Here is a 26,268-nt window from a genome sequence, read left to right as displayed (position 1 = left end):
CTTCGCCGGCCAGCAGCACGATCCGCGCCCGCTGCGCCAGCCCGGCCCGGATGCCCGAAGCCCGCACCCAGGAACGCAGCGTCGACTTGTCTTTGCCCCGGACCTCCAGGCGAGCAGCAGTCGGCATGCGGCATTGTCTCAACCAGCCATCGTAAAGTCACTTACGACACGCAACACTAGCTCCTGCGCAACGCCTCCCACGGGTGCAGCAAGGTGGCTTTGCTGCGGTGTTGTCACAGGAACGCCACCTTGCTGCGGTTCGGGGGCGGAGGCGGCCGGCGGGCGGTCCGCAATGTCCACGCGTTCTGTCGGTGGTCCCCGTTACCGTTCTTCCCATGGGGGATGGACTCGTTCAGGCCCGCGGGCTGCGCAAGCGGTTCGGGCACTTCGAGGCCGTGCGCGGCATCGACGTCGACGTCGCGCGCGGCGAGGTGTTCGGCTTCCTGGGCCCCAACGGGGCCGGCAAGTCGTCCACGATGCGGATGATCGCCTGCGTCTCGCCGCGCAGCGACGGCTCACTGCAGGTGCTGGGGATGGATCCGGACTCCGACGGGCCGCGGATCCGGGCCCGCATCGGCGTGGTGCCGCAGCTCGACAACCTCGATGTCGAGCTCACGGTCCGGCAGAACCTGCAGATCTACGGGCGCTACTTCGGGCTGTCGCGCGGGCACGTGCGGGCCAAGGCCACCGAGCTGCTCGAGTTCGCGCAGCTCACCGAGCGGGCCGACGACCCGGTCGAACCGCTGTCGGGCGGGATGAAGCGGCGGCTCACCATCGCCCGCGCGCTGGTCAACGAGCCCGAGCTGCTGCTGCTCGACGAGCCCACCACGGGGCTCGACCCCCAGGCGCGCCACCTGCTGTGGGAGCGGCTCTACCGGCTCAAACGCGAGGGCGTCACCCAGATCATCACCACCCACTACATGGACGAGGCGGAGCAGCTGTGCGACCGGCTCGTCGTCATGGACGGCGGGCTGATCGTGGCGGAGGGCTCGCCGGCCGAGCTGATCGAGCGGTATTCCACGCGAGAGGTGCTGGAGCTGCGCTTCGATCCGCAGCGCCGCCCGAGCGCCGAGGCGCTGGCCGCCGTGGCCGAGCGCGTGGAGGAGCTGCCCGACCGGCTGCTGCTCTACACCGCCGACGGCGAGCACACCCAGGGTGAGGTGGCCAGGGCCGGCCACCACCCGCTGTCGGCGCTGGTGCGCCGCTCGTCACTGGAGGACGTGTTCCTCCGGCTCACCGGCCGGACGTTGGTGGACTGATGGCGGTCACCGGAGAGTTTCCGCGGTCCACCGGGCGGGCGCCCGGCGCATGGCGGGGTGTGCTGCTCGTCGTCGAGCACTTCTGGACGTGGTACCGGCGCAACTGGCGGGCCACCGTCGTCTCGTCGGTGCTGCAGCCACTGCTGTTCCTGCTGGCGTTCGGCGTCGGTTTCGGCACGCTGGTCGAGCGCAACGGCAGCGCGGCGGCGGCCACCGGCGGCGCCGAGTACCTCGTGTGGCTGGCGCCCGCGCTGCTGGCCGTGTCGGCCGTGCAGAGCGGTGCGTTCGAGTCCACCTACCCCGTGCTGTCCGGGTTCAAGTGGCAGCGGATCTACCACGCGATGACCGCGGGCCCGATCTCGCCCGCCCAGGTGGCGATCGGCCATCTGGGCTGGGTCGCGTGCAAGACGGCCGGGTGCGGTGCGGTCTACATCGCCGTGATCGCGGCCGTCGGGGGTGTCGCGAGCCCCGGGATCGTAGTGTCGCTGCTGGCGGCGGTGCTCACCGGAGCGGCGGTCGCGGCGCTGGTCACCGCGTTCGCGGCCACCGTCGACAACGAGGGGCCGGCGTTCAACGCGCTGTTCCGATTCGTCGTCATCCCGATGACGCTGTTCTCGGGCACGTTCTTCCCCGTCGACCGGCTGCCGGAGTGGGTGCAGCCCGCCGCATGGATCTCGCCGCTGTGGCACGGCACCGAGCTCGCCCGCGCCGCGGCCCTCGACCGGTGGGTGCCGCTCGCCGCGCTGGGGCACCTGGCCTACCTGCTGGTGCTGCTCGCGGCCGGCGTCGCGCTGTCCACCCGGTTCTTCGCGCGGAGGTTGGCGCAGTGAGCACCGAGGTCCGCCCCACGGTCCCGTCCCCGCCCGCGCTGCTGCGGCTGCTGCCGGCCGGCAGCTACGCCGGGCGGTCGCATGCCCTGCTGCTGCGGTCGGCCACCGCGTCCCGGCGGGCCTGGCTCGCGTTCGTCTCGGGGTTCTTCGAGCCGGTGTTCTACCTGGTCGCGATGGGGCAGGGGCTCGGCTCGATGGTCGGGGCGCTGCCCGGCCCCGACGGCACCCCGATCAGCTACGCGGCGTTCATCGCGCCCGGGCTGTTGGCGGCCTCGGCCATGAACGGCGCGGTGTTCGACTCCACGTTCAACGTCTTCTTCAAGCTCAAGTACGGAAAGCTCTACGACGCGATGCTGGCCACTCCGCTCGGACCGGTCGACATCGCGCTCGGGGAGATCGGCTGGGCCCTGATCCGGGGTGGGCTCTACGCGCTCGGGTTCCTGTCGGTGATGGCCGGCTTCGGGCTGCTCATGTCACCGTGGGCGCTGCTCGCGCTCCCCGCCGCGCTGGTGGTGGCGTTCGCGTTCGCCGCGGTCGGAATGGCCGCCACCTCCTTCATGCGGTCGTGGCAGGACTTCGACCTCGTCACGCTGGTGATCCTGCCGATGTTCCTGTTCTCCACCACGTTCTACCCGCTGTCGGTCTACCCGCGGTGGCTGCAGATCGTGGTCGAGTGCCTGCCGCTCTACCACGCCGTGGAACTGATGCGCGGGCTCACCACGGGCGCGGTGCACGTCGGGATGCTCGGCCACCTCGGCTACTTCCTCGTGATGATCGCGTTCGGGGTCACGCTGGCCGCGCGCCGGCTCGACGCGCTGCTGCTGCGGTAGCGGTCAGCAGGTCGCCCCGGGGCCCCGGAGGCCGGCGCGGCCGCCGACAGCCGGTACGTGGCCACCCGGGCGGCGGGCTGGAACGTCGCCAGCAGCGCCACGACGTCGGCGAGCGCGTCGGAGACGTCCCGGTCCGCGGTCTGGTGGTGGCCCTCGATCACCACGAGGGCCTCCACCGTGGCCGGGCCGGTCGCGCTCTGCGCGCTCTGACGCCAGCACCAACGGCGCGCGCACACCACGTCGTCGCGGTCGGCGAACACGACCTCGCCCGGCTCCGGGGCCACGCTGTCGGCTGCGCCGAGGTCGGTGAACCGTTCGGAGCCGGTCGCGAACCGCACGGTGATCGGGCCGGCGACACCGGCGAGGTCGAGCACCGCCACGGGCAGGGCGTGCCGGATGCTCACGAGGTTGCCCAGATCCACCAGTGTGTTGATCGACGGGATGTCCCCGTGCCGGGCCACCCTGCGCAGCAGCGCCTCGGCGGCGCTGCGGTACTGCGTGGGGCGGGCCCCGAAACCGGCGAAGACCCGCCGCCACGCCGCGATCGACGGCATCTGCGCCACGGGCGTCGCCACCAGCCGGTCCGCGGCGATGCGCTGTTCGGCACCGTACGCCTGCTGTAGGTCCGGCGCGCTCGGTCCGTTGCGGAGGCCGGTCGCGTGGACGAGCGCGGTGTGGATCGTCGGGAATCGTGCGACGACGGGGTCGTCGTAGCGGAACGTTTGCACGCCGAGGACCGTAGGGGCACTCTGGTCCCGTGACCTGGGCCAAATCGAGCGCGGTGAAGAGGACCAATCCGGGGCTGCGGCTCGAACTCGGTGACGTGCACGCCCAGGGCCCGCGGGCGCTTGCCGGCACGGTCGCCGACGCCCTGCGCCACGCGGTCCGGGCCGGCAGGCTGCCCGCGGGTACGCGGCTGCCCGCCTCGCGCAGCCTGGCCGCCGACCTGCAGGTGTCCCGCGGGGTCGTCGTCCGTGCCTACGAGCAGCTCACCGCCGAGGGCTATCTGCTGGCGCGCACCGGACGGGGCACCGTCGTCGGTGATGTCCCGGCCACCGAGGGTGACCCGCCGCCCCCGTCCCGGCCCTTCGTGCCGACCAACCCCGGGGTGCCCGCGCTGGGCTGGTTCCCCCGCACCGAGTGGCTGCGGGCGATGGAGACCGCGCTGCGCGAGCTGCCGGACGCCGAGCTCGGCTATGGCGACCCGCGCGGGCACCCGCGGCTGCGCGCCGCGCTCGCCGCCTACCTCGGCCGCACCCGCGCCGTCGTCGCCCCCGTCGACCGGATCGTCGTCACCGCCGGTTTCGCGCAGGCGACCCGGCTGGTGGCCGAGACGCTGGCGGCCCAGGGCGTCACCGCGATCGGTGTGGAGGACCCGGGCTCGGTCGGGGTGATCGAGACCCTGCGGCGGGGCGGTCTCACGACCTGCCCCGTGCCCGTCGACGAACACGGGCTTGATGTCGCCGCGCTGTCCGCGGGTGACCTGCGGGCGGTCGCCGTGACCCCGGCCCACCAGTTCCCCACCGGTGCCGTCCTCGGCCCGGCCCGGCGCACCGCCCTGCTCGAATGGGCCGGGGCCCGGCAGGCCGTGGTGGTCGAGGACGACTACGACGCGGAGTACCGCTACGACCGGTCCCCGGTCGGCGCGCTGCAGGGGCTGGCCCCGGAGCGGGTGGTGTACGGCGGCAGCATCTCCAAGACCCTCGCGCCCGGCCTGCGACTCGGCTGGCTGGTGGCGCCCGCCCGGCTGGCCGCGGCCCTCGTCGAGCGCAAGCACTGGGCCGACATCGCCGCGCCTGTGCTCGAACAGGTCGCGCTGGCGGCACTCATCGAGAGCGGCGGCCTGGACCGCCACCTCCGCCGCACGGCCGCGCGCTACGCCGATCGGCGGCGCAGGCTGCTGACCGCCGTCGCCCGGCACCTGCCGGACTGGACGGTCACCGGGATCGCGGCCGGGCTGCACGCGGTGCTGGTTCCGGGCGCGCCCGTGCCGGCCGCCGCGCTCGAGGAGATGGCCGCCGCCGGCCCCGACGTCGGTGCGGTCCCGCTGGCCGCCTACCGGCACGGGTCGGCGCCGTGCTCCGGGCTCGTCGTCGGTTACGGCGCGGCCACGCCGGACCGGATCGACCGGGCAGTGGCGGACATGGCCGCCAGGGCGCCGCTGAGACTCCGCTGAGGCAACTCCACGCGCGGTGCGGCCCGTCGGGCGACTCGGGTGGCCGCGACGGCGCCGTCACACCGAGAATGTCCGCCATGACGGTCACCTCCCAGCGGCCCGGCCTCTCCGACCTCGTGCGGAGCGCCACGGTGGCGCTGCTCACCGTCGTCCAGATCGCGGTGGCCGCGCTCTGCGGCCGCGTCGCGGGCACGCCGATCGGGGCGGTCGCCCGCGAGTACGCCACCCCGTTGCTCGCCGCCGGATGGGCGTTCGCGATCTGGGCGCCGATCTACGCCGGCTTCCTCGCCTATGGGATCTACCAGGCGTTGCCGGCTCAGCGACAACGCGCCGTCCACCGGGAGACCGGGTGGTGGCTCGCCGCGTCGGCGGTGTTCAACACCGGATGGGTGCTGGCGTTCGGCGCCGGCTGGCTGCCGCTGGCCGAGCTGCTGATCGTCGCGCTGCTGGTGAGCCTGGCGGTGGTGTTCGGCCGGTTGAGCCGGGTGCCGGCCGACGGCGTGGTGGAGCGGGTCGTCCTGCGCGGCCCGGTCGCGCTGTACACCGGGTGGGTGTCGCTCGCCACTGCGTCGGGCACCGCGGCCACCGGGGTGTGGGCGGGTCTGCCGGGGGAGAGCGCACTGGCGATGATCGCGGCGATCGTCGTGCTGCTGGCGGTTACCGCGATCCTCGCGTGGGTGGTGCTGTCCGGCACCGCCGTCGTCGCGTACGGGGCAGCGGCCGTGTGGGGCATCGCCGGGATCGGCCTGAACGACCCGCCCGCCGCGGTCGTGGTCGCCTGCGCGGTCGCGGCCGTCGTCGTGGTCGCCGCGACGGCGCGCCGCGTCACCACGGCGGGCAACCCGGCACGGGCGGCCTGGGGCTGACGTCGGCGCGCCTTCACCCAGCGTTCGCCTCGACAGCTGCTCTCCGTCATCGACGAGCCCTAGCGTCCCCCGATCGTGCGTACCTTCCGTCTCGTGACCGCGGCCGCGGTCGCCGTCCTCTCACTCACCGTCGCGCCGAGCGCCGCCGTCGCCAAGGAGAAGCAGCCGTTCGACCTGCAGGCCCATCGCGGCGGCGTCGGCCTCGCGGTGGAAAGTTCCCTGCTGTCGTTCGGCACCGCGCTCGACCTCGGGGTGAGCACGCTCGAGCTGGACGTGCAGATCACCGAGGACGGGCACGCCGTCGTCACCCACGACCGGCGCACCAACCCCGACGTCTGCACTGACACCGCCCCGGCCACCCCGGGCGACCCGGAGTTCCCCTACGTCGGCCGCTACGTCAACACCCTCACCCTCGCCCAGGTGCTGACGTTGAACTGTGGCTCGACCCGCAAGCCCGCCTACCCCGCGCAGCAGCTCTCGCCCGGCGCGCGGATGTTGCAGCTGCACGAGGTGTTCGACCTCGTCGAGGAGCGCGGCGCCGACGACGTCCGGTTCAACATCGAGACGAAGGTCGAGGCGGGCGCGCCGGACGAGACGGCGCCGCGCGAGCAGTTCGTGCAGGTCGTCGCGGCCGAGGTGCGGCGGGCCGGCGTGGCCGACCGCGTGTCGGTCCAGAGCTTCGACTGGGGCGCCCTGATGCGGATGCGCGAGGTCGCCCCGGAGCTGCCGATCGTCGCGCTGACCAACGGCGACTTCCTGCAGGTCGGGCAGCCCGGCGCCTCGCCGTGGCTCGGCGGCATCGACATCGACGACTTCGGCGGCAGCCTGGTCGCGGCGGCGGCGTCCTTCGGGGCCGACGCGATCTCGCCGGTGCACGGGATGCCGCAGGCGAGCGGGGTGACCCAGCCCGGCTACACGCCGTTCACCACGAAGGAGATGGTGAAGGAGGCGCACAAGGCCGGGATGCAGGTGATTCCGTGGACGGTCAACGACGTGCCGACCATGAACGCGCTGATCGAGGCGGGCGTCGACGGCCTGATCACCGACCACCCGGACCGACTGCGCTGGCTGATGGAGCAGCGCGGGATGGCCCTGCCCCGGGCCTACCCGGCCGCGTAGCCCGCCGCCCGGAACCCGCTGATCAAGGCGCTGACGTCCTTTGTTGATCTGTCACGAGGACGTCTACGCCTTGATCACCGGGGTGGGGACGCGTCGGGAGCGGGTTCCGGCCGGTGAGTCGAGCGAGCGGCCGTGCGCGCGATCCCGTCGATCACGGTCGGCCAGACCCGGCGCGCGAGGTCGTGGCCCATCCCCGGCACCTCGAGCAGCTCGGCGCCGGGGATCGCGGCGGCGGTGGCCCGCCCGCCGGACGGCTGGATGACGCGGTCGATCGCCCCGTGCACCACGAGCGCGGGCATGGCCAGCTCGCGCAGGTCGGCCGTGCGGTCCCGCTCGGCCACGCAGGCCGCGAGCTAGCGCCCACCGCCCGTCCCGTCCCCGGTCTCGCGGCGCATCGCCCGCCGCATGGTGACGCGCACGTCCTCGTCGTCCTGAACGGTGCGGTTGCGGGAGCCGATGCGGCGGAAGCTGCCCACCATGCCCTCCACGGGATCGGCCGACGGCGGCCGCAGGAACTCCGGCACCATCCGCCAGGCCACCTTGCCCGTGTGCCCGTCCCCGGGCCTGCCCATGATCGACACCAGCGACCGGGTGCGCCCGGGGTGCCGGATCGCCACCTCCTGCGCGATCAGTGACCGAGTGACGCCCCGACGACGTGTGCGCCGCGCGGGTCGAGCGCCGCGATCAGTCCGGCGGCGTCGTCCGCCATGTCGCCGAGCGTGTAGACCGGGTCGGCCCGCCGCCGGACGAACTGCCACCCCGAGATGCCCGGCCCGCACAGGTGCGTCGACCGTCCGACGTCGCGGTTGTCGAACCGCACCACGTGGAAGCCCCGGCCGGAGAGCTCCGTGCAGAAGTCGTCGCGCCACCAGTCCATCGACAGGCCGAGGCCCATGATCAGCAGGACCGTGGGGTGCTCGGGGTCGCCGAGGGACTCGTAGCACAGCTCGACGTCCCCGACCCGGCAGAATCGCTCGTCCATCGGGCCGGCATTCGCCGCCGGAAGGGGTGCGGTTCGGCGCCGCTTGCTACCGTCGCCCGTCGCGTCGCGCCAGGAGGACCCATGATCACCGGAAGTATCGTCGCGCTGGTCACCCCCATGCGGGCCGACGGCGCGGTCGACCACGACGCCCTCGAGCGGCTCGTGGAACGCACCATCGTGGCCGGGACGTCGGCCATCGTCTCGGTGGGGACGACGGGGGAGTCCTCGACGCTGTCGGTCGCCGAGCACACCGAGGTCATCCGCCGCACGATCGACGTGGCCGCGGGCCGGGTGCCGATCATCGCCGGCACCGGCGCCAACAACACCGAGGAGGCCATCCACCTCACCCGGGACGCGCAGCGGGCGGGGGCCGACGCGGCGTTGCTCGTCACGCCGTACTACAACAAGCCGCCGCAGGAGGGCCTCTACCGGCACTTCCGCGCGGTCGCCGAGGCCGTCGACATCCCGCAGATCCTCTACAACGTCCCCGGCCGCACGGCCTGCGACATGCTGCCCTCCACCGTGGAGCGGCTGGCCGAGGTGCCGAACATCGTCGGCCTCAAGGAGGCGCTGGGCGACCTCGACCGGGTGCGCGACCTCGTCGCACTGGGCCTCACCGACTTCGCGCTCTACTCCGGCGACGACGCCACGGCCCGGGCCAGCATGCTCGAGGGGTTCCACGGCGACATCTCCGTGACCGCGAACGTCGTGCCCGAGGCGATGGCGCGGATGTGCGCTGCGGCCATCACGGGCGACGGCGAGACCGCCGCGGCGATCGACGCCGACATCGCCGGGCTGCACCGCGCGCTGTTCGTCGAGCCGAACCCGATCCCGGTCAAGTGGGCGCTGGCGGAGCTGGGGCTCATCGACCGCGGCATCCGGCTGCCGCTGGTGCCCCTCGACGAGGTGCACCACGAGGACGTCCGCGCGGCCCTGCGCGCGGCGGGAGTCACCGCCGACGCCTGAAACACCACGGCGCGCCGAGGACTACCCTGGCGGCCATCATGACTGCTCCGTCCGTTTTCCCCGACCTCGAACCGCTGCTGCCCCGGGTGTCCAAGCCCGTGCAGTACGTCGGCGGTGAGCTGAACGCACAGCTCAAGGACTGGGAGTCGGCCGCCGTCCGGTGGGCGCTGATGTACCCCGACGCCTACGAGGTCGGGCTGCCGAACCAGGGCGTCATGATCCTCTACGAGGTGCTCAACGAGCGGGCCGACGCCCTCGCCGAGCGCTGCTACGCGGTGTGGCCCGACCTCGAGTCGCTGATGCGCGAGCACGGGGTGCCCGCGTTCACCGTCGACGGGCACCGGCCGGTCGGCGCGTTCGACCTGCTCGGCGTGAGCTTCTCCACGGAGCTCGGCTACACCAACCTCCTCACCACCCTCGACCTGGCGGGTATACCGCTGCACGCGGTGGACCGGGACGTCGATCACCCGGTGGTCGTCGCGGGCGGGCACGCCGCGTTCAACCCGGAGCCGATCGCCGACTTCGTCGACGTCGCCGCGATCGGCGACGGCGAGGAGGTCGTCGGCGACATTACCGACGTCGTCAAGGCGTGGAAGGCCGAGGGCCGGCCGGGCGGGCGCCGGGAGCTGCTGCTGCGCCTCGCGGCCACCGACGGCTGCTACGTCCCGTCGCTCTACGACGTCTCCTACGCCGCCGACGGCGCGATCACCTCGGTCACGCCGGCCGACGAGCGGGTGCCGCGCAGCGTCACCAAGCGCACCACCAGTGATCTGGACGCCTGGCCCTACCCGAAGAAGCCGCTGGTCCCGATGGCCGAGACGGTGCACGAGCGGGCCAGCGTGGAGATCTTCCGCGGCTGCACCCGCGGCTGCCGGTTCTGCCAGGCCGGGATGATCACCCGGCCGGTGCGTGAGCGATCGCTGCAGGGCATCGGCGAGATGGTCGACTCGGCGGTGCGCGCGAGCGGGTTCGACGAGGTGGGGCTGCTGTCGCTGTCCAGCGCCGACCACTCGGAGATCGCGGAGGTCACCAAGGGCCTCGCCGACCGCTACGAGGGCACCAACACCTCGCTGTCGCTACCGAGCACCCGCGTCGACGCCTTCAACATCGACCTCGCCAACGAGATCTCCCGCAACGGCCGCCGCTCCGGCCTGACGTTCGCCCCGGAGGGCGGCTCGGAGCGGATCCGGCGCGTGATCAACAAGATGGTGTCGGAGGAGGACCTCATCCGCACCGTCTCCGAGGCGTTCGCACAGGGCTGGCGGCAGGTGAAGCTCTACTTCATGTGCGGGCTGCCCACCGAGGAGGACGAGGACGTCCTCGAGATTGCGGGCATGGCGCACCGGGTGATCCAGGCCGGGCGGGCGGCGTCCGGGCGCAACGACATCCGCTGCACGATCTCCATCGGCGGGTTCGTGCCCAAGCCGCACACCCCGTTCCAGTGGGCCGCGCAGGCCCACCCCGACGTCGTGGACGAGCGCCTCCGCAAGCTGCGCGCGGCCGTCAACAGCAACCGGAAGCTCGGCCGCAACATCGGCATGCGCTACCACGACGGTCAGCCGTCGCTGATCGAAGGCCTGCTCGCCCGCGGCGACCGCCGCGTCGGGCGCGTCATCGAGCGGGTCTGGCGCGAGGGCGGGCGCTTCGACGGCTGGAGCGAGCACTTCTCCTACGAGCGCTGGACGGGCGCGGCGGCCGCCGAGCTGGAGCCGCTGGGCGTCTCGCTGGACTGGTTCACCACGCGCGAGCGCGACCGCGACGAGACCCTGCCGTGGGACCACCTGGACTCCGGGCTGGAGCGCGACTGGCTCTGGGACGACTGGCAGGACGCCCTCTCCGGGCGCGAGCAGGACGACTGCCGCTGGACCCCCTGCTTCGACTGCGGTGTGTGCCCGTCGACCGGCACCGACATCGAGGTCGGCCCCAGCGGCACGACCCTGCTCCCGCTCACCGTGGTGAACCCGCTCAGCGGAGGCCTGGACCGGGGTGCCTGACCAGCCGGTGACCATCCGGGTCGCCGACGAGCGGGACGTGCTGGCGCTCGCCCGGTTGCGGCGGGCGTGGCTGGAGGAGCGCGCCGGCCGGCCCGTCGAGGACCCGGGGTTCGAGGCCGCGTTCGAGCAGTGGTGGCGCGTGGAGCTGCCGCGGCGCACGTTCTGGCTGGCCGAGGTCGGCTCCCCCCGCAGCGGCTGGACGGCGGTCGGCTCGATCAACGTGGTCGAGATCGTCCACATGCCGCGGCCCGGCGCCCGCGGTGGACGGATCGGGCACGTGGGCAACGCGTTCGTGTTGGCGTCCTTCGCCGACCGCGGGGTGCCGCGGGACCTGCTCGCGCACGTCATCGAGCACGCCCGCACCCGCCGCTACCGGCGGCTCCTGCTCGCCCCGACGGCGGGGAGCGTCGCGTTCTACCGGCGGGCCGGCTTCCAGCCGGCTGGGGACGGGTTTCTGGTGCTCGACCCCGGGGCGACACGGGAAGCGGCCCGCGATGGCCAACACACGTGATCCCGAGCTGAACATCCCGTCGCCGCTGGTGGAGCTGGTGGACGACCGGCTGCGAGGTGTTCGTCTGCTGCTCAAGCGCGACGACCTGATCCACCCCGAACTGACGGGTAACAAGTGGCGGAAGCTCAAGTACGTACTGGCGGACGTACGCGCCTCGGGCGCATCGACGCTCCTCACCTTCGGGGGGCGTACTCCAACCATCTGCGCGCGGTCGCAGCTGCCGGCCGCCTGTGCGGCTTCGCGACGATCGGCGTCGTGCGAGGTGAGGAGAAGCCGTTCAACGCGGTTCTCGCCGCCGCCGTCGCCGACGGCATGCGGCTGCATTACCTCGACCGGGCCAGTTACCGGCGCAAGCACGAGGAGGACGTCCTCGATCTGCTTCGGACGACCTACCGCGACTTCTACCTCATCCCGGAGGGCGGGACCACCGTGCTCGGCGTCCGGGGCTGCGCGGAGTTGGTCGACGAGATCGCCGAGCCGTTCGACCTGATCGCCTGCCCGGTCGGCACCGGCGGCACTCTCGCCGGAATCTCGTCAGCGCTCCGGCCCGGTCAGCGGGCGCTCGGCATCAGCGTGCTCCGCGGAGCACATTCGCTCGATGGCGAGGTGAGGCAACTGCAGCGGACTGCTCTGGGCGAGCCGCTCACAAACTGGACCATCGACCATCGCTTCCACTTCGGCGGATTCGCCCGGCGGACAGGTGCCCTCAACGCGTTCCTGGCCGACTTCGCGGATCGGCACGGGCTTCATCTCGACCCGGTCTACGTCGGAAAGATGATGTCCGCGCTGTTCACGCTGATCGCGCACGGCCTTGACCCCTGGCCCGACCGCCGGCGAGGCGCCACTACGGCCCGCTGCGCCGTAGCTCCCAGGCGCCGGAGTCGATCTGGAAGTGTCGGTCCGGGCCCATCCATCTCCCGGTCATCGAGCGCCCGGCGGGATCGAGGACGAATTGCACAATCCCGTGGTAGACCGCCCCGCGGTAGTGGCCGTCCGGCGCCGTCCGCTCCGTCCAGTTTCCGGTGACGAGAAGCCCGTCGGTGGCGAGGTCGAACTCGACTGTCCCGGTCGACGTGGGATCGCCACGACCTCGGTGATCGCCGCGAGAGCGCGGTGGTTGCGCCCTCGGCTGCAGAAACCTCGCGTTCGCGGCGATCTTCGCACCGATGATCGTCGCGAGATGAGGGTATCCGCAGTTCGGGATGCAGAAAGTGCGATCTGGCGGCGATCATCGCGGCGGCCCGTGGGCGCCGACCCCGCCCAGATTGCAGCAGAGCCACTTTCACGCAAGGAGATGGCAGGAAAGTGGCTTTGCTGCAAGGGCGCGTGCGGCAGGGAGCCATCGTCCGCCTCGGGGTGCCCGGCGCGCGGCTCGTAGACTGGTGTCCGTGGCACGCGTTCGGCCGGGGGAGGCCGCCAATCCCGCTCCGCCCACGGTGCAGCGCATCCGGGTGCGCTTCGCCAAGCGCGGGCGGCTGCGGTTCCTCTCCCACCGCGACGTCGCACGCAGCTTCGAGCGGGCGGTGCGGCGGGCCGGCGTGCCCGTCGCGCACTCGCACGGGTTCAGCCCGCACCCGCGGCTGTCGTGGATCGGGGCCGCGCCCACGGGGTCGGCCAGCGAGGCCGAGTACGTGGAGATCGGGCTGACCCGCGAGGTCGACCCGGCCGCACTCGCCACGGCATTGGACGCCGCGCTCCCCGACGGGCTCGACGTGCTTGCGGCCGCGGTCGCGAGCGGGGCCGCCCTCGCCGAGCGGATCGACGCGAGTCGCTGGCGGATCGAGCTGCCCGGGGTGGAGCCGGCCGCGCTGCGGGAGGCGGTGGACGCGTTGCTCGCGCAGGAGTCGGTCGTCGTCGAACGCGTCACACCGTCGGGACGGCGGCAGATCGACGTCCGGGCCGCACTCGCCCAGGTCGAGGTGGCCGCCGAGGGCGTTCAGGATGGGGCACCGTCGGGTGTCTCACCCTCGACGACCCCCGATCGCACGGAAGTCTGTGCGATACTGACCGCGGTCGTGCGGCAGACGACACCCGCCGTTCGACCCGATGACGTGTTGGGTGCACTCGACGTTGTCGCAGGCCTCAGGCCGCCGGTGCCCGCGAAGGCGACCCGGATGGCGCAGGGACTGCTCGACCACCGAGGCGACCTGGCCGATCCGCTCGGTTCCGACCGGGTCACCACCCGGGCCTGAGTGGGTGGGTCGGCCCCGGCGCACCGGCGCCTCTGCCGGTCACGGCACGCCGTCGAGGACGATCCGCCTCCGGGCGGAGCGAGACCGAGGATTGCTCGTCGCGCACCGCGCGAGGAGAGAACTGCACGTGCCCCTGCGCGGCCGCCTCCACACGGAGGCGCCCGGGGGCGGAGGAGCTGAATGTCGAATAGCGATTCGCCCGCCGGTGGCCCCGGCGGGCCGGTCACCGTACCCGCCCTGAACGACCTGCCGGAGAAGATGCGCGTGCACGCGCTCGCGAAGCTGCTCGCGCGCACCAGCCGCCAGGTGCTCGCCGCCCTGAGCGAGCTCGGCCTGGAGGTGCGCAGCCCCCAGTCGAGCATCGACCGCAAGGTCGCGGAGCAGGTCGTCGCGGCGCTCGCGCCCGAGGCCGCAGCCCGCACCGAGGCCACCGCGCCCGCCGTGCCCGCCGAGGCGGCACCGGCCCCCGCCGAGCCCGCCCCGACCATGACGACCCGGGAGTCCGCCGCCGGGGAGGCCGCCCCGGCAGAGCAGGCCGCCCCGGCCGAGCAGGCCGCCCCGGCCGAGGAGGCCGACGAGCCCGCCGCGCCCCTCGCGCCGGTGTTCGCGCCGCCCACTCCGCTGTTCCAGGCGCCCTCGCGGCCTTTGCGCACCCGTAAGCGGACCGCCGAGCCCGAGGCGGCCGCCGCAGCCGACGTCGCGGCGCCCGAGCCCACCCGTGCCGACGAGCAGCAGGCCGAGGACACGGCGCCCGCCGCCGTCGAGGACGCCGACGACTCCGACGACTCCGACGACGCGGGTGCCCGCAGGCGCAGGCGCCGCGGCCGGCGCGGCCGGGGCCGGGGCCGGGGTGGCGAGGGCCTCGACGACGAGAACGGCGAGAACGACGACGACACCGACGAGGCCGAGGACGGCGACAAGGCCGAGACCACGGCCGACGCCGACACCTCCGAGGCCGACGACGAGTTCCGCTCGGACGACGACGCCGACGAGAGCGAGCGCTCCGAGGACGAGTCCGGAGGCTCGCGCCGCAGGCGCCGCCGCCGTCGGCGCAAGGGCTCGGCCGACGACAGCGCCGACGCCGACGAGAACGACCCGCCGAACACGGTCACCAAGGTGCGCCCGCCGCGCGAGCAGCGCGCCGACGACGGTGCCGACGGGAGCGGCGACGGCGTGCAGAGCGTGCGCGGGTCCACCCGCCTGGAGGCCAAGCGTCAGCGTCGCCGCGACGGTCGCGACGCCGGCAGGCGGCGGGTGCCGATCCTGTCCGAGGCCGAGTTCCTCGCCCGCCGCGAGTCCGTCGACCGTTCGATGGTGGTGCGTGAGCGCGGTGACCGCGTCGAGATCGCGGTGCTCGAGGACGACGTCCTGGTCGAGCACTTCGTCGCAGGCAGGGACGGCGGCTCGATGGTGGGCAACATCTACCTCGGCCGCGTCCAGAACGTGCTGCCCAGCATGGAGGCCGCGTTCATCGACATCGGCCGCGGCCGCAACGCGGTGCTGTACGCGGGCGAGGTCGACTGGGACGCGGCAGGCCTCGGCGGCAAGGCCCGCCGCATCGAGCAGGCGCTCTCCAGCGGCGACAGCGTGCTCGTGCAGGTCACGAAGGACCCCATCGGGCACAAGGGCGCCCGCCTGACCACGCAGATCAGCCTCGCCGGCCGGTTCCTCGTCTACGTCCCGTCCGGCGGCGCCGCAGGCATCAGCCGGAAGCTCCCCGACGTCGAGCGCAAGCGGCTGAAGGACATGCTCAAGGAAATCGTCCCGACCGAGGCCGGGGTGATCATCCGTACCGCGTCGGAGGGCGTGAGCCAGGAGGCGCTGGAGCGCGACGTCCGCCGGCTGCAGGCGCAGTGGGAGGTCGTCAAGGGCAAGGCCGAGCAGACCGGCCCGAACAAGCCCAAGGCGCCCACGCTCCTCTACGAGGAGCCCGACCTGCTCATCAAGGTCGTCCGCGACCAGTTCAACGAGGACTTCTCGCGGCTCGTCGTCGAGGGCGACGACGCCTGGGACACGCTGTCGCACTACGTGGGGCACGTCGCACCGGAGCTCACCGACCGGCTGCGCCGCCACGTGGGCACCAGCGACGTGTTCGCCGAGTACGGGATCGACGACCAGCTGCTCAAGGCGCTCGACCGGAAGGTGTGGCTGCCGTCCGGTGGCACGCTGGTGATCGACCGCACCGAGGCGATGACGGTCATCGACGTCAACACCGGCAAGTTCACCGGCTCCGGGGGCAACCTCGAGGAGACGGTCACGCGCAACAACCTGGAGGCGGCCGAGGAGATCGTCCGCCAGCTCCGGCTGCGCGACATCGGCGGCATCATCGTCATCGACTTCATCGACATGGTGCTCGAGGCCAACCGCGACCTCGTACTGCGCAGGCTCACCGAGTGCCTGGCCCGCGACCGCACGCGCCACCAGGTGGCCGAGGTCACGTCGCTGGGCCTGGTGCAGATGACCCGCAAGCGGGTGGGCGGCGGCCTCCTGGAGCACTTCTCCACTCCGTGCGAGCACTGCCGGGGCCGCGGCGTGATCGTCACCGCCGAGCCCGTGGCCGACGAGTCCGGTCGCGGCGACCGGGACCCCTCCGGCCGCCGGTCCCGCGGTGGCCGCGGCAAGCGCGGTGACACCGAGGACCGTGGCCACGACGCCCGGCGCGACCACGGCGGGCAGCAGAACGGCGCGGGCCGCGGGCCGACCCCCGGCAAGCCCGGTCCCGCGGAGAAGTCCGCCGGCAGGCCCGACGCCGACAAGCCCGATGCCGCGGTGGACGTGGGCGCGCCAGCTCCCGTCGTCGAGGCGCCGGTCACCGAGAGCGTGGTAGTGGAGGCGCCGGTCGTGGGTGCCGCCACCCCGGCCGACGTCGCCGACGCGGCCGACGCGTCCGCGGTCGTCGACACCCCCGACGTCGAGCCGCAGGTCGTCGAGGCGCCCGTGCCCCACGGTGTCGTCGAGACGTCCGGCCAGGCCCGGTCCACCGACGACGTGGCCGCCGACGCCGTCGAGGAGGTCGTGGTCGAGCGGTCGATCGCCGAGCGCAGCGGGCGGCGGCGGACGCGGGCTCGCTCGAGCGGGGTGTCCGCCGCCGAGCCGGCCGCCGAGAAGCCCGCCGAGCCGCCGGCTGAGGCTCCCGCGGCGACGCCGGCCGAGGCCCCCACCGAGGTCCCGGCAGCAGCCGAGGCGGAGCCCGCCGGCACGCCCAACGGCCGCCCGGCCCGCAGGCGCGGCCGCGTCACCCGCTCCGCGGGGGCGCCCACGGCCACGACCGGGGACGCCCCGGTCGCCGCGGTGGTCACCGTGCCCGCCGCTCCGGCCGCCCCGGAACCGCCCGCCGCAGCCCCGGCCGCGGCCGTAACCGCCGCGGTCGCACCGCAGCCGGAGCCCACCGCGGTCACGCGTCCCCGGCGCGCCCGACGCGCGGCGTCCCGGCCCGCCGGGCCGCCCGTCGAGGGCGGGGGCGACCCGGCATGACACGCCCCGAATCCCGTCAGGTAACCTGGGACCCCTGCGCCGCGCTCCACCGAACGGCAGCCGCGGCCCGCCCAGCGCAACGCTGTGCTACGTCCCCCGAGCTTCAGGAGCAGTGCGTCGATGTACGCGATCGTCAAGACCGGCGGTAAGCAGTACAAGGTGGCCGTCGACGACGTGCTCACCGTCGAGAAGATCAACGGTGAGCCCGGCGCGGAGGTCACCCTCCCGGCCGTGCTCCTGGTGGACGGCGACGACGTCACCACGGACGCGCAGGCGCTCGCCGGTGCGTCCGTCACCGCCACGGTCGTCGAGCACACCAAGGGCCCGAAGATCCGCATCCACAAGTTCAAGAACAAGACCGGCTACCACAAGCGTCAGGGGCACCGTCAGCCGCTGACGAAGGTCCAGGTCACCGGCATCGCGAAGTAGGGAGTGACGCAGCCATGGCTCACAAGAAGGGTGCGTCCAGCTCGCGCAACGGGCGCGACTCCAATGCACAGCGTCTCGGCGTGAAGCGCTTCGGCGGCCAGGTCGTCGGAGCGGGCGAGATCCTCGTCCGCCAGCGCGGCACCAAGTTCCACCCGGGCGACGGCGTCGGCCGCGGCGGTGACGACACGCTGTTCGCCCTCGTCGAGGGCTCGGTCGAGTTCGGCTACGCGAAGGGCCGCAAGGTCGTCAACGTGGTGCCGGCGCAGGTCTGAGGCCTGCACCCAGCAGAACCTGAGAACGGCGGGCCGCCCTCCTGGGTGGCCCGCCGTTTTCGTCGTGTGAGAGGTAGCTGATGTCGAAGTTCGTGGACCGCGTGGTGCTGCACGCCACCGCGGGGGCGGGCGGCAACGGCTGCTCCTCCGTGCACCGCGAGAAGTTCAAGCCGCTCGGCGGCCCCGACGGCGGCAACGGCGGCAGGGGCGGGTCGATCGTCCTGGTCGTCGACCCCGGCGTGCACACCCTGCTCGACTTCCACCACCGCCCGCACGCCATGGCGCGGGGCGGCAAGCAGGGCCAGGGCGGGTTCCGGGCCGGCGCGAATGCCGAGGACCTGGAGCTGCACGTCCCGGACGGCACGGTCGTGTTCGACACGAACGGCGAGATCATCGCCGATCTCGTCGGGCCGGGCACCCGCTTCGTCGCGGCGGAGGGCGGCCGCGGTGGGCTGGGCAACGCCGCGCTCGCCTCGCAGGCCCGCAAGGCGCCCGGGTTCGCGCTGCTGGGCGAGCCGGGGGAGAGCCGCGACCTGGTGCTCGAGCTGCGCTCGATGGCCGACGTCGGGCTACTCGGGTTCCCCTCCGCGGGGAAGTCGTCGCTGGTCGCGGCCCTGTCCGCGGCCCGGCCGAAGATCGCCGACTACCCGTTCACCACGCTGGTGCCGCAGCTCGGTGTGGTCACCGCGGGCGAGGACGTGTTCACCGTGGCCGACGTGCCGGGCCTCATCCCCGGCGCCTCCGAGGGGCGCGGCCTGGGACTGGACTTCCTGCGCCACATCGAGCGCTGCTCGGTGCTCGTCCACGTGGTCGATTGCGCCACGTTCGAGCCGGGCCGCGACCCCGTCTCGGACGTGCAGGCGCTCGAGGACGAGCTCGCCCGCTACACCCCCGCGCTCGGCGGCGAGCTGTCCGACCGGCCGCGCCTCATCGCGCTCAACAAGATCGACGTCCCGGACGCGCGGGACATGGCCGACCTCGTGGCGGCCGAGCTCGCCGAACGCTTCGGCTGGCCGGTCTTCCCGATCTCCACCGCGTCGCGGGCCGGCCTGCGGGAGCTGTCGTTCGCGATGGCGGAGCAGGTGCGGGCGCACCGCGACGCGCAGCCCGTCGTCGAGCCCACCCGCATCGTGCTGCGACCGCAGGCGGTGGACGACGCCGGGTTCACGATCGAGGACGACCCCGAGCTGCCGGGTGGCTTCGTCGTGCGCGGCGCCCGCCCGGAGCGCTGGATCCGGCAGACCGCGTTCGACAACGACGAGGCCGTGGGCTACCTCGCCGACCGGCTCGCGCGGCTCGGTGTCGAGGACGCCCTCGCCGAGGCCGGCGCCCAGCCGGGCTGCCCGGTCACGATCGGCGACGTCACGTTCGACTGGGAGCCGAGCACACCCGCGGGCGTCGCGGCGCTCATGTCCGGGCGCGGCACCGACCGGCGACTCGATCAGCAGGTCAGCAGGGTCAGCGCCGCGGAGCGCAAGGCCGCGCGGGCCGAGCGGCGGCGCCACCGCACCGACGACGAGCTGTTCGCCGACGAGCCCGAGGATCCCGAGGACGAATGAACGCCCGCCTGCAGCTCGCCGCGGCGCGCCGGATCGTCGTCAAGGTCGGGTCCTCCTCGCTGACCAGCTTGGACGGCGGCCTCGATCCGCTGCGGCTCGACGCGCTCGTCGACGCGCTCGCGGCCCGGCACAGCGCGGGTGCCCAGGTGGTGCTCGTGTCCTCGGGTGCGATCGCGGCCGGGCTCGCCCCGCTCGGGCTCACCCGACGCCCGCGCGACCTCGCCACCCAGCAGGCCGCGGCGGCGGTCGGTCAGCTGCTGCTCGCGCAGGCCTACGGCGCGTCGTTCGGGCGGCACGACCAGCGGATCGGGCAGGTGCTGCTCACGGCCGACGACATGATCCGCCGGTCGCACTACCGCAATGCCCAGCGCACCCTCGAACGGTTGCTCGGCCTCGGCGTGCTGCCCGTGGTCAACGAGAACGACACGGTGGCCACCGACGAGATCCGGGTCGGTGACAACGACCGGCTCGCCGCGCTGGTGGCGCACCTCATCGGCGCCGACGGGCTGGTGCTGCTCTCCGACGTCGACGGGCTCTACGACGGCAATCCCCGCCTGCCGGGGTCGCAGCTGCTCACCGACGTGGACGCGCCGACGGACCTGGAGATGGTGCAGATCGCGCACCCCGGCGCGGGCAGCCTCGGCACCGGAGGGATGGCCACCAAGATCACGGCGGCGGCGATGGCCGCCGCGGCGGGCATCCCGGTGCTGCTGGCCGCGGCCGAGGACGTCCCGGCCGCGCTCGACACCTCCGCCGCGGGCCCGAAGGTCGGCACGGCGTTCCGGCCGTCCGGCCGCCGGATGTCGGCCCGCCGCTTCTGGTTGCGGCACGCCGCCGACGTTCGCGGCACCCTCGACCTCGACGCGGGCGCGGTCGCCGCGGTGATCGACCGGAGGCGTTCGCTGCTGGCGGCGGGCATCCACGGGATCTCCGGCGACTTCGTCGCGGGCGACGTCGTGGACCTCGTGGGTCCGCACGGGGTGGTCGTCGCGCGTGGGGTGGTGGGCTTCGACGCCGCCGAGCTGCCCGATCTGATCGGCCGTCGCAGCCGTGACCTGCCCCCGGAGCAGCGCCGCGAGGTGGTGCACGCCGACGACCTGGTCCCGCTCGTCGGCCCCTGACCTCTCCGCGAGTTCGCACACGCCGGCGGGCGAGTCGGCACGGCGTGGCGATCGCATCGGGCCGGCGCGGCGCTCTCCGGTTGTCCGCGATCCGTCCCGCGGCCAGACTCGGCCCGGTGACGGAGGCCGCCCGCGCCCGCACCCGGATGGTCGACGCCCTGCGCGCCGCCGGGCGGATCCACACGCCCGCGGTCGAGGCGGCCTTCCGTGCGGTGCCGCGGCACCTGTTCCTGCCGGACGTCCCGCTCGAGCAGGCCTACGCCGACGAGGCCGTGGCCGTCCAGTACACCGACGGCGTCACCACGAGCTCGGCGTCCCAGCCGTCGATGATGGCGATCATGCTGGAGCAGCTCGGCCTGCGGCCGGGGCACCGGGTGTTGGAGATCGGCGCGGGCACCGGCTACAACGCCGCGCTGATGGCACGGATCGTCGGACCGACGGGCACGGTGGTCGCCGTGGACATCGACGAGGCCCTCGTGGCCGGCGCCGAGGAGCACCTCGCGGCCGCGGACGTCGCCGGCGTGGACCTCGTGACCGCCGACGGCGCGCTCGGTCATCCCGCCGGCGCCCCCTACGACCGGATCGTGCTCACCGTAGGCAGCGACGACGTGCGGCCGGAGTGGATCGCGCAGCTCGCACCCGGCGGGCGCCTGCTCCTGCCGCTCGCCGTACGCGGCAGCCAGCTGTCGGTCGCACTCGATCTCGGTCCGGACGGCCTGCTGCACAGCGACTCCGTCCGCAGCTGTGCGTTCATCCGCCTGCGGGGCGAGGGCGCGGGCCGGGACACGATCCGCCCGGTGGACGGCTGGGGCCTCGCGCTGCAGCTGCCCGACGACGGTCCCGGCGCCGACCCCACCCGCATCGCCGCGGCGCTCGAGGAGCCCGGCGAGCCTGTTCCGGCCCCGGTGTCGCTCGGGGTGGTGGACGTGTGGGACGGGTTCGGGCTCTGGCTGGCGCTCACCGAGCCGGGCGCGTGCCGCGTGCTGGCCCCCGACCCCGACACCGGGCTGCCCGACGACCTGCTGCCGCTCGGGCCGAGCACCGGCACGGTCGCGCTCGCCACCGCTGCGGACCGCGACCGGGCGGGTCTCGCGATGGTGGTGCCCCTGGCCGGCCGCGGCGACCTCCGGCGGCCCGGGCCGGTCGCCGTGCGCCCGTTCGGTCCGGAAGGCGCGGCGCTCGCCGACGCGCTCCTCGACGCCCTGGACCGCTGGGACGCCGCGGGCCGGCCCGGTGCGCCCGACTGGCGGTTCACGATCGTGCCCGACGGTGTGGACGAGCCCGGCGAGGTGCCGCGCGGCCACGTCGTGACCACGGCGCACTGCCGCGTGCTGGCCGCCCTGACCCCGGGCTGAGGAACCGGTCAGCCGCCGCGCCGGGACCGCCGGCGATCCAGCAACGCCGGGATCTCCTCGGCGAGGAACGCGTAGAAGTCCCGCATCTCCCGCAGGCGGTCTGCGGCGGGGCCGTCGGGCCCGGTCACCGAGGCCGTCGGCGGCGAGCCCGGCGAGGCGCTCCCGCCTGACCACACCGGCCCCGGCCCCGGTGTCCCCGGCGAGCCGGTAGTGGTCGCGGCGGCTTCCCGGAACCGGCGCGAAGGAGCGCGTCGTGCGGATCCTGATGCAGACGGCCGGCAGCCGCGGCGACGTCGACCCGTTCGTCACGCTTGCCCGCCGGGCCCTGCGCGACGGCCACGACGTGCACCTCGGCGTCACCAGCGACGCGGTCGGCCGCGTCGAGGCGGCGGCGTGTGGTCGTCGCCCTCGACTGCGACTTCGCGGCACTCGTGGCAGGGCAGGGTGTGTCCCCGGTGGCGGCACTGCGGTCCTACCGCTCGGTCGGCGCGGCGGCGACGCGGGCGATGCTGCGCTCCGCGGCGCGGACGGCCCTCGACCACCGGCCCGACGTGATCGTCCACCACTGATGGCCACCGCCACCGGTGATCCCGCGGCCCGCGGCCGCGCCGTCGCCGCCGTACCGGCGGTCGGCAGGCGGGTGCTCGCGGCGACCGGCTGGGGCGGCGTCGAGGTGCCCGACGAGGTGCGCGGGCCCGGCGTGCTCGTGCGCCGAAGCCTCCCGCACGCGGCGGTGTTCCCCCGCTGCGTCGCGGCAGTGCAGCACGCGGAGCGGGGACGCGCACGCCGCGGCGCGGGCCGGCGTGCCGTCGGTGGTGGTGCCGTTCCTCGCCGGTCAGCCGTTCTTGGGCAAGGTCCTGCACGAACGCGGGCTCGCCGCTGCTCCCGTGCGGCCACGGCGGCTCGCCGACGACCGGCTCGCCGTGGCTCTCGCCGCCCTGCCCGACCCGGAGGCCGTGCCCGCGTGGCCGGCGGATGGCCGCCGAGGACGGGTGCGGATGCGCCCTGGAAGTACTCTCCGAGGTGGTCTGAAGCGGCCTCACCCCGCCATCGCCAGCGCGAACGGCAGCACCGCCGACGTCCCGGCCAGCCGCAGGTGCCGGGCCGCCACCGTGGCCGTCCAGCCGCTGTCGATCAGGTCGTCGACCAGCAGCACCGGCCCGTGGGGCACCTCGAACGCCGGCTCCTCGAACGCGCCCCACACCGCAGCCAGCCGCTGCGCGGAGTTGGCCGCCGCCGCGGGGCGCTGCCCGGCCGGGACGAGCATCCCCAGCAGCGGGAGCCTGCCGATCTCGGCGATGCGCCGGGCGAGGTGCTCGAGCTGATGCGGGCGGGTGCGGGAGCCGATCCCGACGACCCCCACCGGGCGCTCCGTCCAACCCCAGCCTGCGAGCACGCGCACGCAGGCGTCGAGCACGTCCTTCGGCACCGGCGCGTCGTCGCCACCGATGAGCTCGCGCAGCCGGGTGCCCCATCCGATGTCGGACAGCCGCCCGATCACCCGCCCGCTCTCGGCCAGCTCCGCCGCCGGGATCCGCCCGGCCACCGGTATGCCCAGCTCCGCCATCCCCGACGGCCACTGCTTGCGCGGCGGTACCTCCACCCCGGGCCGGGCGAGCCGCTCCTGCGCCGCGGTGGTGGCACCCGCGTCGACGTCGGCGGACCACACCGGGCCGGCGCAGACGTCGCAGCGTCCGCAGGGGGCGGCGGACGGGTCGTCGAGCTGGCGGCGCAGGAACACCAGCCGGCACTCGTCGGTGCCGATGTAGTCGAGCATGGCCTGCTGCTCGGCGGAGCGGGCCTGCGCGATCCGCTGGTGGCGCTCGGCGTCGTAGACCCACTCCTCGCCGGTGGCGATCCACCCGCCCTTGACGCGCTGCGCGGCGCCGTCGCTGTCGAGCACCTTGAGCAGCATCTCCAGCCGGGTGCGCGAGAGGTCGACGCGCGTCTCGATGGCCGCCGTGGACAGCGGTTCCGGTCCCAGCACCCCGAGCGTCTGGCGGACCAGGGGTTCCGGCGGGAACGCCAGCGAGGCGAAATAGGCCCAGATGTCGCGGTCCTCCCGGCCCGGCAACAGCACCACCTCGGCGCGGTCGACGGCGCGGCCCGCGCGCCCGATCTGCTGGTAGTACGCGACCGGCGAGGCGGGCGCCCCGAGGTGCACGACGAACCCGAGATCGGGCTTGTCGAAGCCCATTCCGAGCGCGCTCGTGGCCACCAGTGCCTTCACCCGGTTGGCGAGCAGGTCGGACTCCGCGGCCAGCCGCTCCTCCGGATCGGTCTTGCCCGTGTAGGAGGCCACCGGGTGTCCGCGCTCGCGCAGGAACTCGGCCACCTCCTCGGCGGCGGCGATGGTGAGCGTGTAGACGATCCCGGCGCCTGGCAGCGCATCGAGGTGGGCGGCCAGCCAGCCGAGCCGCTGCGCGGGCGTGGCCAGCGGCACGACCGACAGCCGCAGGCTCTCCCGGTCGAGCGAGCCGCGCAGCACGAGAGTGCTGCCCGTGTCGTGGGCACCCAGCCCCAGCTGCTCGGCGACGTCGGTGACCACGCGGTCGTTGGCGGTGGCCGTGGTGGCGAGCACCGGGATGCCCTCGGGCAGCTCGGCGATGAGGGCCCGCAGCCTGCGGTAGTCGGGCCGGAAGTCGTGGCCCCAGTCGGAGACGCAGTGCGCCTCGTCGACCACGAGCATCCCAGCGCTCGCGGTGAGCCGCGGCAGCACGCGGTCGCGGAAATCGGGGTTGTTCAACCGCTCGGGGCTCACCAGCAGCACGTCGACCTCGCCCGCGTCGACCGCGGCGTAGGTGCGCTCCCAGTCGGCGGTGTTGGCCGAGTTGACCGTGGCGGCGGTGATGCCCGCCAGGGCGGCGGCGTCGATCTGGTTGCGCATCAGTGCGAGCAGCGGCGACACGATCACGGTGGGGCCCGCGCCCGCGGCCCGCAGCAGCGCCGTGGCCACGAAGTACACGGCGGACTTGCCCCAGCCCGTGCGCTGCACCACGAGCGCGCGCCTCCGGTGCGCGACGAGCGCCTCGACGGCCGTCCACTGGTCCTCCCGCAGCCGGGCGTCCGGCCCGGCCAAGGTGGCCAGCACCTCCTCGGCGCGGGCGCGGAGATCCTGCTCGGTCGTGGCCATGGACCCATGGTGGACGACGGCACCGACGTTCTCCGGCCGACCCCGGAAGGTGTGGACAACTCCGCACGGGGAATCCGATCGGCATGAGCAGCGTCCCCCGGAAGTGGCCCTTCAGCATCCGCCGGTGCACCCGCTGTACGCGGGAGGCGGTGGTGGTCGTCGCGCCGGACAAGCGCTCCGGCTCGGTCGCCGCCTGCGCCGAGCACCTCGAGTGGGCGTTCTTCCTCGGGGTCGACGAATGGTCCGGGCGACGGCGCACGGCGTGACGGTGATAACGCGCACAGCGGCCGTCGGCACGGCAGTATGACGGGCGTGATAGCCAGCCAGCCGCCCTTGTTCGCGACCGTCGCGGACGTGACCGAGCGACTGGGCGAAGTCGGCTACCTGGCCTCCACAGCCGTCGCCACCACCGTCTTCCTCGCCGACCGGCTCGGCAAGCCGCTGCTCGTCGAGGGCCCGGCCGGGGTCGGCAAGACCGAGCTGGCGAAGGCCGTGGCCGCGGCCACGGGGTCGGGGTTGGTGCGCCTGCAGTGCTACGAGGGCATCGACGAGGCCCGCGCCCTCTACGAGTGGAACCACGCCAAGCAGCTGCTGCGGATCACGGCGGGGCAGGGCAAGGAGTCCTGGGACGACACGCGCGACGACGTGTTCTCCGAGGAGTTCCTCCTGCCCCGGCCGCTGCTCACCGCGATTCGCCGCGACGATCCGACCGTGCTGCTCGTCGACGAGATCGACAAGGCCGACGTCGAGGTCGAGGGACTGCTGCTCGAGGTGCTGTCGGACTACCAGGTCACGGTGCCGGAGATGGGCACGGTGGTCGCCAACCGGCGCCCGTTCGCGCTGCTCACGTCCAACTCCACGCGTGAGCTGTCGGAGGCCCTCAAGCGTCGCTGCCTGTTCCTGCACCTGGACTTCCCCGACGCCGACCTGGAGCGGCGCATCGTGCTCAGCCGGGTGCCCGAGCTCGCCGAGTCGCTGGTGGACGCGCTGGTGCGCACCGTCCGCGTGCTGCGCGGGCTGGAGCTGCGCAAGTCGCCGTCCGTGGCCGAGACGCTCGATTGGGGGCGCACCCTGCTCGCGCTCGGGCTCGACACCCTCGACGACGAGACCGTCCGCGCCACGCTCGGCGTGGTGCTCAAGCACCAGTCCGACGCGGTGAAGGCGGCGGCGGAGCTGCGGCTCAACTGACGCGTCTCGGCA

At 73.9% G+C, this 26,268-nt stretch carries 26 protein-coding genes; 19 read left to right on the top strand and 7 right to left on the bottom strand.

The window, feature by feature from the left end; genetic code table 11:
- Nucleotides 1-335: 335 nt before the first annotated feature.
- Genes KME75_RS12370 through KME75_RS12360 form a run of 3 tightly spaced genes read left to right on the top strand, consistent with a single transcriptional unit; the run spans nucleotide 336 to nucleotide 2,919 of the window.
- Nucleotides 336-1,259, top strand: coding sequence for an ABC transporter ATP-binding protein (locus KME75_RS12370; RefSeq protein WP_219414756.1), 924 nt, complete (start codon nucleotides 336-338; stop codon nucleotides 1,257-1,259).
- Complete coding sequence (locus KME75_RS12365; RefSeq protein WP_219414755.1) at nucleotides 1,259-2,089, top strand: ABC transporter permease; 831 nt, start codon at nucleotides 1,259-1,261, stop codon at nucleotides 2,087-2,089. The genes KME75_RS12370 and KME75_RS12365 overlap by 1 nt, the downstream gene beginning before the upstream one ends.
- Nucleotides 2,086-2,919 carry an ABC transporter permease gene (locus KME75_RS12360; RefSeq protein ID WP_219414754.1) on the top strand — a complete coding sequence of 278 codons (834 nt, stop codon included), beginning with the start codon at nucleotides 2,086-2,088 and terminating at the stop codon, nucleotides 2,917-2,919. Before KME75_RS12365 ends, KME75_RS12360 begins: the two co-directional genes overlap by 4 nt.
- On the opposite strand, the gene KME75_RS12355 is transcribed toward KME75_RS12360, so the two are convergent.
- Nucleotides 2,847-3,647, bottom strand: coding sequence for a B3/B4 domain-containing protein (locus tag KME75_RS12355; RefSeq protein WP_219414753.1), 801 nt, complete (start codon nucleotides 3,645-3,647; stop codon nucleotides 2,847-2,849). The genes KME75_RS12360 and KME75_RS12355 overlap by 73 nt on opposite strands.
- Before the next feature lie 29 nt (nucleotides 3,648-3,676).
- Between KME75_RS12355 and pdxR the strand changes: the two genes are divergently transcribed.
- From pdxR to KME75_RS12340, 3 genes are all read left to right on the top strand, one after another.
- Nucleotides 3,677-5,095, top strand: a complete 1,419-nt coding sequence (gene pdxR / locus KME75_RS12350) for a MocR-like pyridoxine biosynthesis transcription factor PdxR (protein ID WP_219414752.1) — start codon at nucleotides 3,677-3,679, stop codon at nucleotides 5,093-5,095.
- 77 nt (nucleotides 5,096-5,172) lie between these two features.
- Entirely contained in the window at nucleotides 5,173-5,961 is a 789-nt protein-coding gene (locus KME75_RS12345) for a TspO-related membrane protein (protein WP_219414751.1), read from the top strand.
- A gap of 75 nt (nucleotides 5,962-6,036) precedes the next feature.
- Nucleotides 6,037-7,080 carry a glycerophosphodiester phosphodiesterase family protein gene (locus KME75_RS12340; protein ID WP_219414750.1) on the top strand — a complete coding sequence of 348 codons (1,044 nt, stop codon included), beginning with the start codon at nucleotides 6,037-6,039 and terminating at the stop codon, nucleotides 7,078-7,080.
- A 74-nt stretch (nucleotides 7,081-7,154) separates the two neighbouring features.
- On the opposite strand, the gene KME75_RS43075 is transcribed toward KME75_RS12340, so the two are convergent.
- From KME75_RS43075 to KME75_RS43065, 3 genes are read right to left on the bottom strand one after another with little or no spacing between them, the layout of a single operon-like run.
- Nucleotides 7,155-7,421: an alpha/beta fold hydrolase gene (locus KME75_RS43075; RefSeq protein ID WP_308282722.1), complete on the bottom strand. Its 267-nt coding sequence runs from the start codon at nucleotides 7,419-7,421 to the stop codon at nucleotides 7,155-7,157.
- Between the two features lie 12 nt (nucleotides 7,422-7,433).
- Nucleotides 7,434-7,697, bottom strand: a complete 264-nt coding sequence (locus KME75_RS43070; RefSeq protein WP_246631951.1) for a hypothetical protein — start codon at nucleotides 7,695-7,697, stop codon at nucleotides 7,434-7,436.
- Between the two features lie 11 nt (nucleotides 7,698-7,708).
- Nucleotides 7,709-8,062, bottom strand: coding sequence for an alpha/beta fold hydrolase (locus KME75_RS43065; protein WP_246631950.1), 354 nt, complete (start codon nucleotides 8,060-8,062; stop codon nucleotides 7,709-7,711).
- Between the two features lie 81 nt (nucleotides 8,063-8,143).
- Here KME75_RS43065 and dapA point away from each other — a divergent pair, with 81 nt between their 5' ends.
- The 11 genes from dapA to fxlM all read left to right on the top strand — a co-directional run bounded on the left by dapA (nucleotide 8,144) and on the right by fxlM (nucleotide 21,935).
- Nucleotides 8,144-9,028, top strand: coding sequence for a 4-hydroxy-tetrahydrodipicolinate synthase (dapA, locus tag KME75_RS12330; protein ID WP_219414749.1), 885 nt, complete (start codon nucleotides 8,144-8,146; stop codon nucleotides 9,026-9,028).
- A 38-nt stretch (nucleotides 9,029-9,066) separates the two neighbouring features.
- A complete protein-coding gene (locus KME75_RS12325) occupies nucleotides 9,067-11,022 on the top strand; it encodes a TIGR03960 family B12-binding radical SAM protein (RefSeq protein ID WP_219414748.1) in 1,956 nt (651 codons plus the stop codon).
- The gene (locus KME75_RS12320; protein WP_219414747.1) at nucleotides 11,015-11,533 is read left to right on the top strand and encodes a GNAT family N-acetyltransferase; all 519 of its coding nucleotides are present in this window, start codon (nucleotides 11,015-11,017) and stop codon (nucleotides 11,531-11,533) included. Before KME75_RS12325 ends, KME75_RS12320 begins: the two co-directional genes overlap by 8 nt.
- 114 nt (nucleotides 11,534-11,647) lie before the next feature.
- Nucleotides 11,648-12,559 carry a 1-aminocyclopropane-1-carboxylate deaminase/D-cysteine desulfhydrase gene (locus KME75_RS12315; protein WP_308282721.1) on the top strand — a complete coding sequence of 304 codons (912 nt, stop codon included), beginning with the start codon at nucleotides 11,648-11,650 and terminating at the stop codon, nucleotides 12,557-12,559.
- 362 nt (nucleotides 12,560-12,921) lie between these two features.
- On the top strand, nucleotides 12,922-13,725 hold the full coding sequence (locus KME75_RS12310; RefSeq protein WP_308282720.1) for a TIGR03936 family radical SAM-associated protein: 804 nt from the start codon (nucleotides 12,922-12,924) through the stop codon (nucleotides 13,723-13,725).
- Between the two features lie 180 nt (nucleotides 13,726-13,905).
- Entirely contained in the window at nucleotides 13,906-17,199 is a 3,294-nt protein-coding gene (locus KME75_RS12305; protein WP_219414746.1) for a translation initiation factor IF-2 N-terminal domain-containing protein, read from the top strand.
- A gap of 120 nt (nucleotides 17,200-17,319) precedes the next feature.
- The gene (rplU, locus tag KME75_RS12300) at nucleotides 17,320-17,628 is read left to right on the top strand and encodes a 50S ribosomal protein L21 (RefSeq protein WP_219414745.1); all 309 of its coding nucleotides are present in this window, start codon (nucleotides 17,320-17,322) and stop codon (nucleotides 17,626-17,628) included.
- Nucleotides 17,629-17,642: 14 nt separating this feature from the next.
- Nucleotides 17,643-17,900, top strand: coding sequence for a 50S ribosomal protein L27 (rpmA, locus tag KME75_RS12295; RefSeq protein ID WP_219414744.1), 258 nt, complete (start codon nucleotides 17,643-17,645; stop codon nucleotides 17,898-17,900).
- Nucleotides 17,901-17,977: 77 nt separating this feature from the next.
- Entirely contained in the window at nucleotides 17,978-19,459 is a 1,482-nt protein-coding gene (gene obgE / locus KME75_RS12290; protein ID WP_219414758.1) for a GTPase ObgE, read from the top strand.
- Nucleotides 19,456-20,580: a glutamate 5-kinase gene (gene proB, locus KME75_RS12285; protein ID WP_219414743.1), complete on the top strand. Its 1,125-nt coding sequence runs from the start codon at nucleotides 19,456-19,458 to the stop codon at nucleotides 20,578-20,580. Before obgE ends, proB begins: the two co-directional genes overlap by 4 nt.
- 116 nt (nucleotides 20,581-20,696) lie before the next feature.
- A complete protein-coding gene (gene fxlM, locus KME75_RS12280; protein WP_219414742.1) occupies nucleotides 20,697-21,935 on the top strand; it encodes a methyltransferase, FxLD system in 1,239 nt (412 codons plus the stop codon).
- Between the two features lie 8 nt (nucleotides 21,936-21,943).
- Here fxlM and KME75_RS47580 read toward each other — a convergent pair whose 3' ends face one another.
- From KME75_RS47580 to KME75_RS12270, 3 genes are all read right to left on the bottom strand, one after another.
- Complete coding sequence (locus KME75_RS47580; RefSeq protein WP_504739508.1) at nucleotides 21,944-22,063, bottom strand: hypothetical protein; 120 nt, start codon at nucleotides 22,061-22,063, stop codon at nucleotides 21,944-21,946.
- A gap of 344 nt (nucleotides 22,064-22,407) precedes the next feature.
- Nucleotides 22,408-22,662 (bottom strand): hypothetical protein, encoded by a 255-nt coding sequence (locus KME75_RS12275; RefSeq protein WP_219414741.1) that lies wholly within the window; start codon nucleotides 22,660-22,662, stop codon nucleotides 22,408-22,410.
- A 312-nt stretch (nucleotides 22,663-22,974) separates the two neighbouring features.
- Nucleotides 22,975-25,068: a RecQ family ATP-dependent DNA helicase gene (locus KME75_RS12270; RefSeq protein WP_219414740.1), complete on the bottom strand. Its 2,094-nt coding sequence runs from the start codon at nucleotides 25,066-25,068 to the stop codon at nucleotides 22,975-22,977.
- Nucleotides 25,069-25,151: 83 nt separating this feature from the next.
- Between KME75_RS12270 and KME75_RS12265 the strand changes: the two genes are divergently transcribed.
- Both KME75_RS12265 and KME75_RS12260 read left to right on the top strand, forming a co-directional pair.
- On the top strand, nucleotides 25,152-25,334 hold the full coding sequence (locus KME75_RS12265) for a hypothetical protein (protein ID WP_219414739.1): 183 nt from the start codon (nucleotides 25,152-25,154) through the stop codon (nucleotides 25,332-25,334).
- 37 nt (nucleotides 25,335-25,371) lie between these two features.
- Nucleotides 25,372-26,256 carry an AAA family ATPase gene (locus tag KME75_RS12260; RefSeq protein ID WP_219414738.1) on the top strand — a complete coding sequence of 295 codons (885 nt, stop codon included), beginning with the start codon at nucleotides 25,372-25,374 and terminating at the stop codon, nucleotides 26,254-26,256.
- Nucleotides 26,257-26,268 lie beyond the last annotated feature (12 nt).

The sequence above is a fragment of the Pseudonocardia nigra genome (assembly GCF_019396355.1).
Classification (GTDB): domain Bacteria; phylum Actinomycetota; class Actinomycetes; order Mycobacteriales; family Pseudonocardiaceae; genus Pseudonocardia; species Pseudonocardia nigra.
Note: the sequence above shows the minus strand (reverse complement) of the source record. Positions and strands in the feature narration are given on the sequence as shown.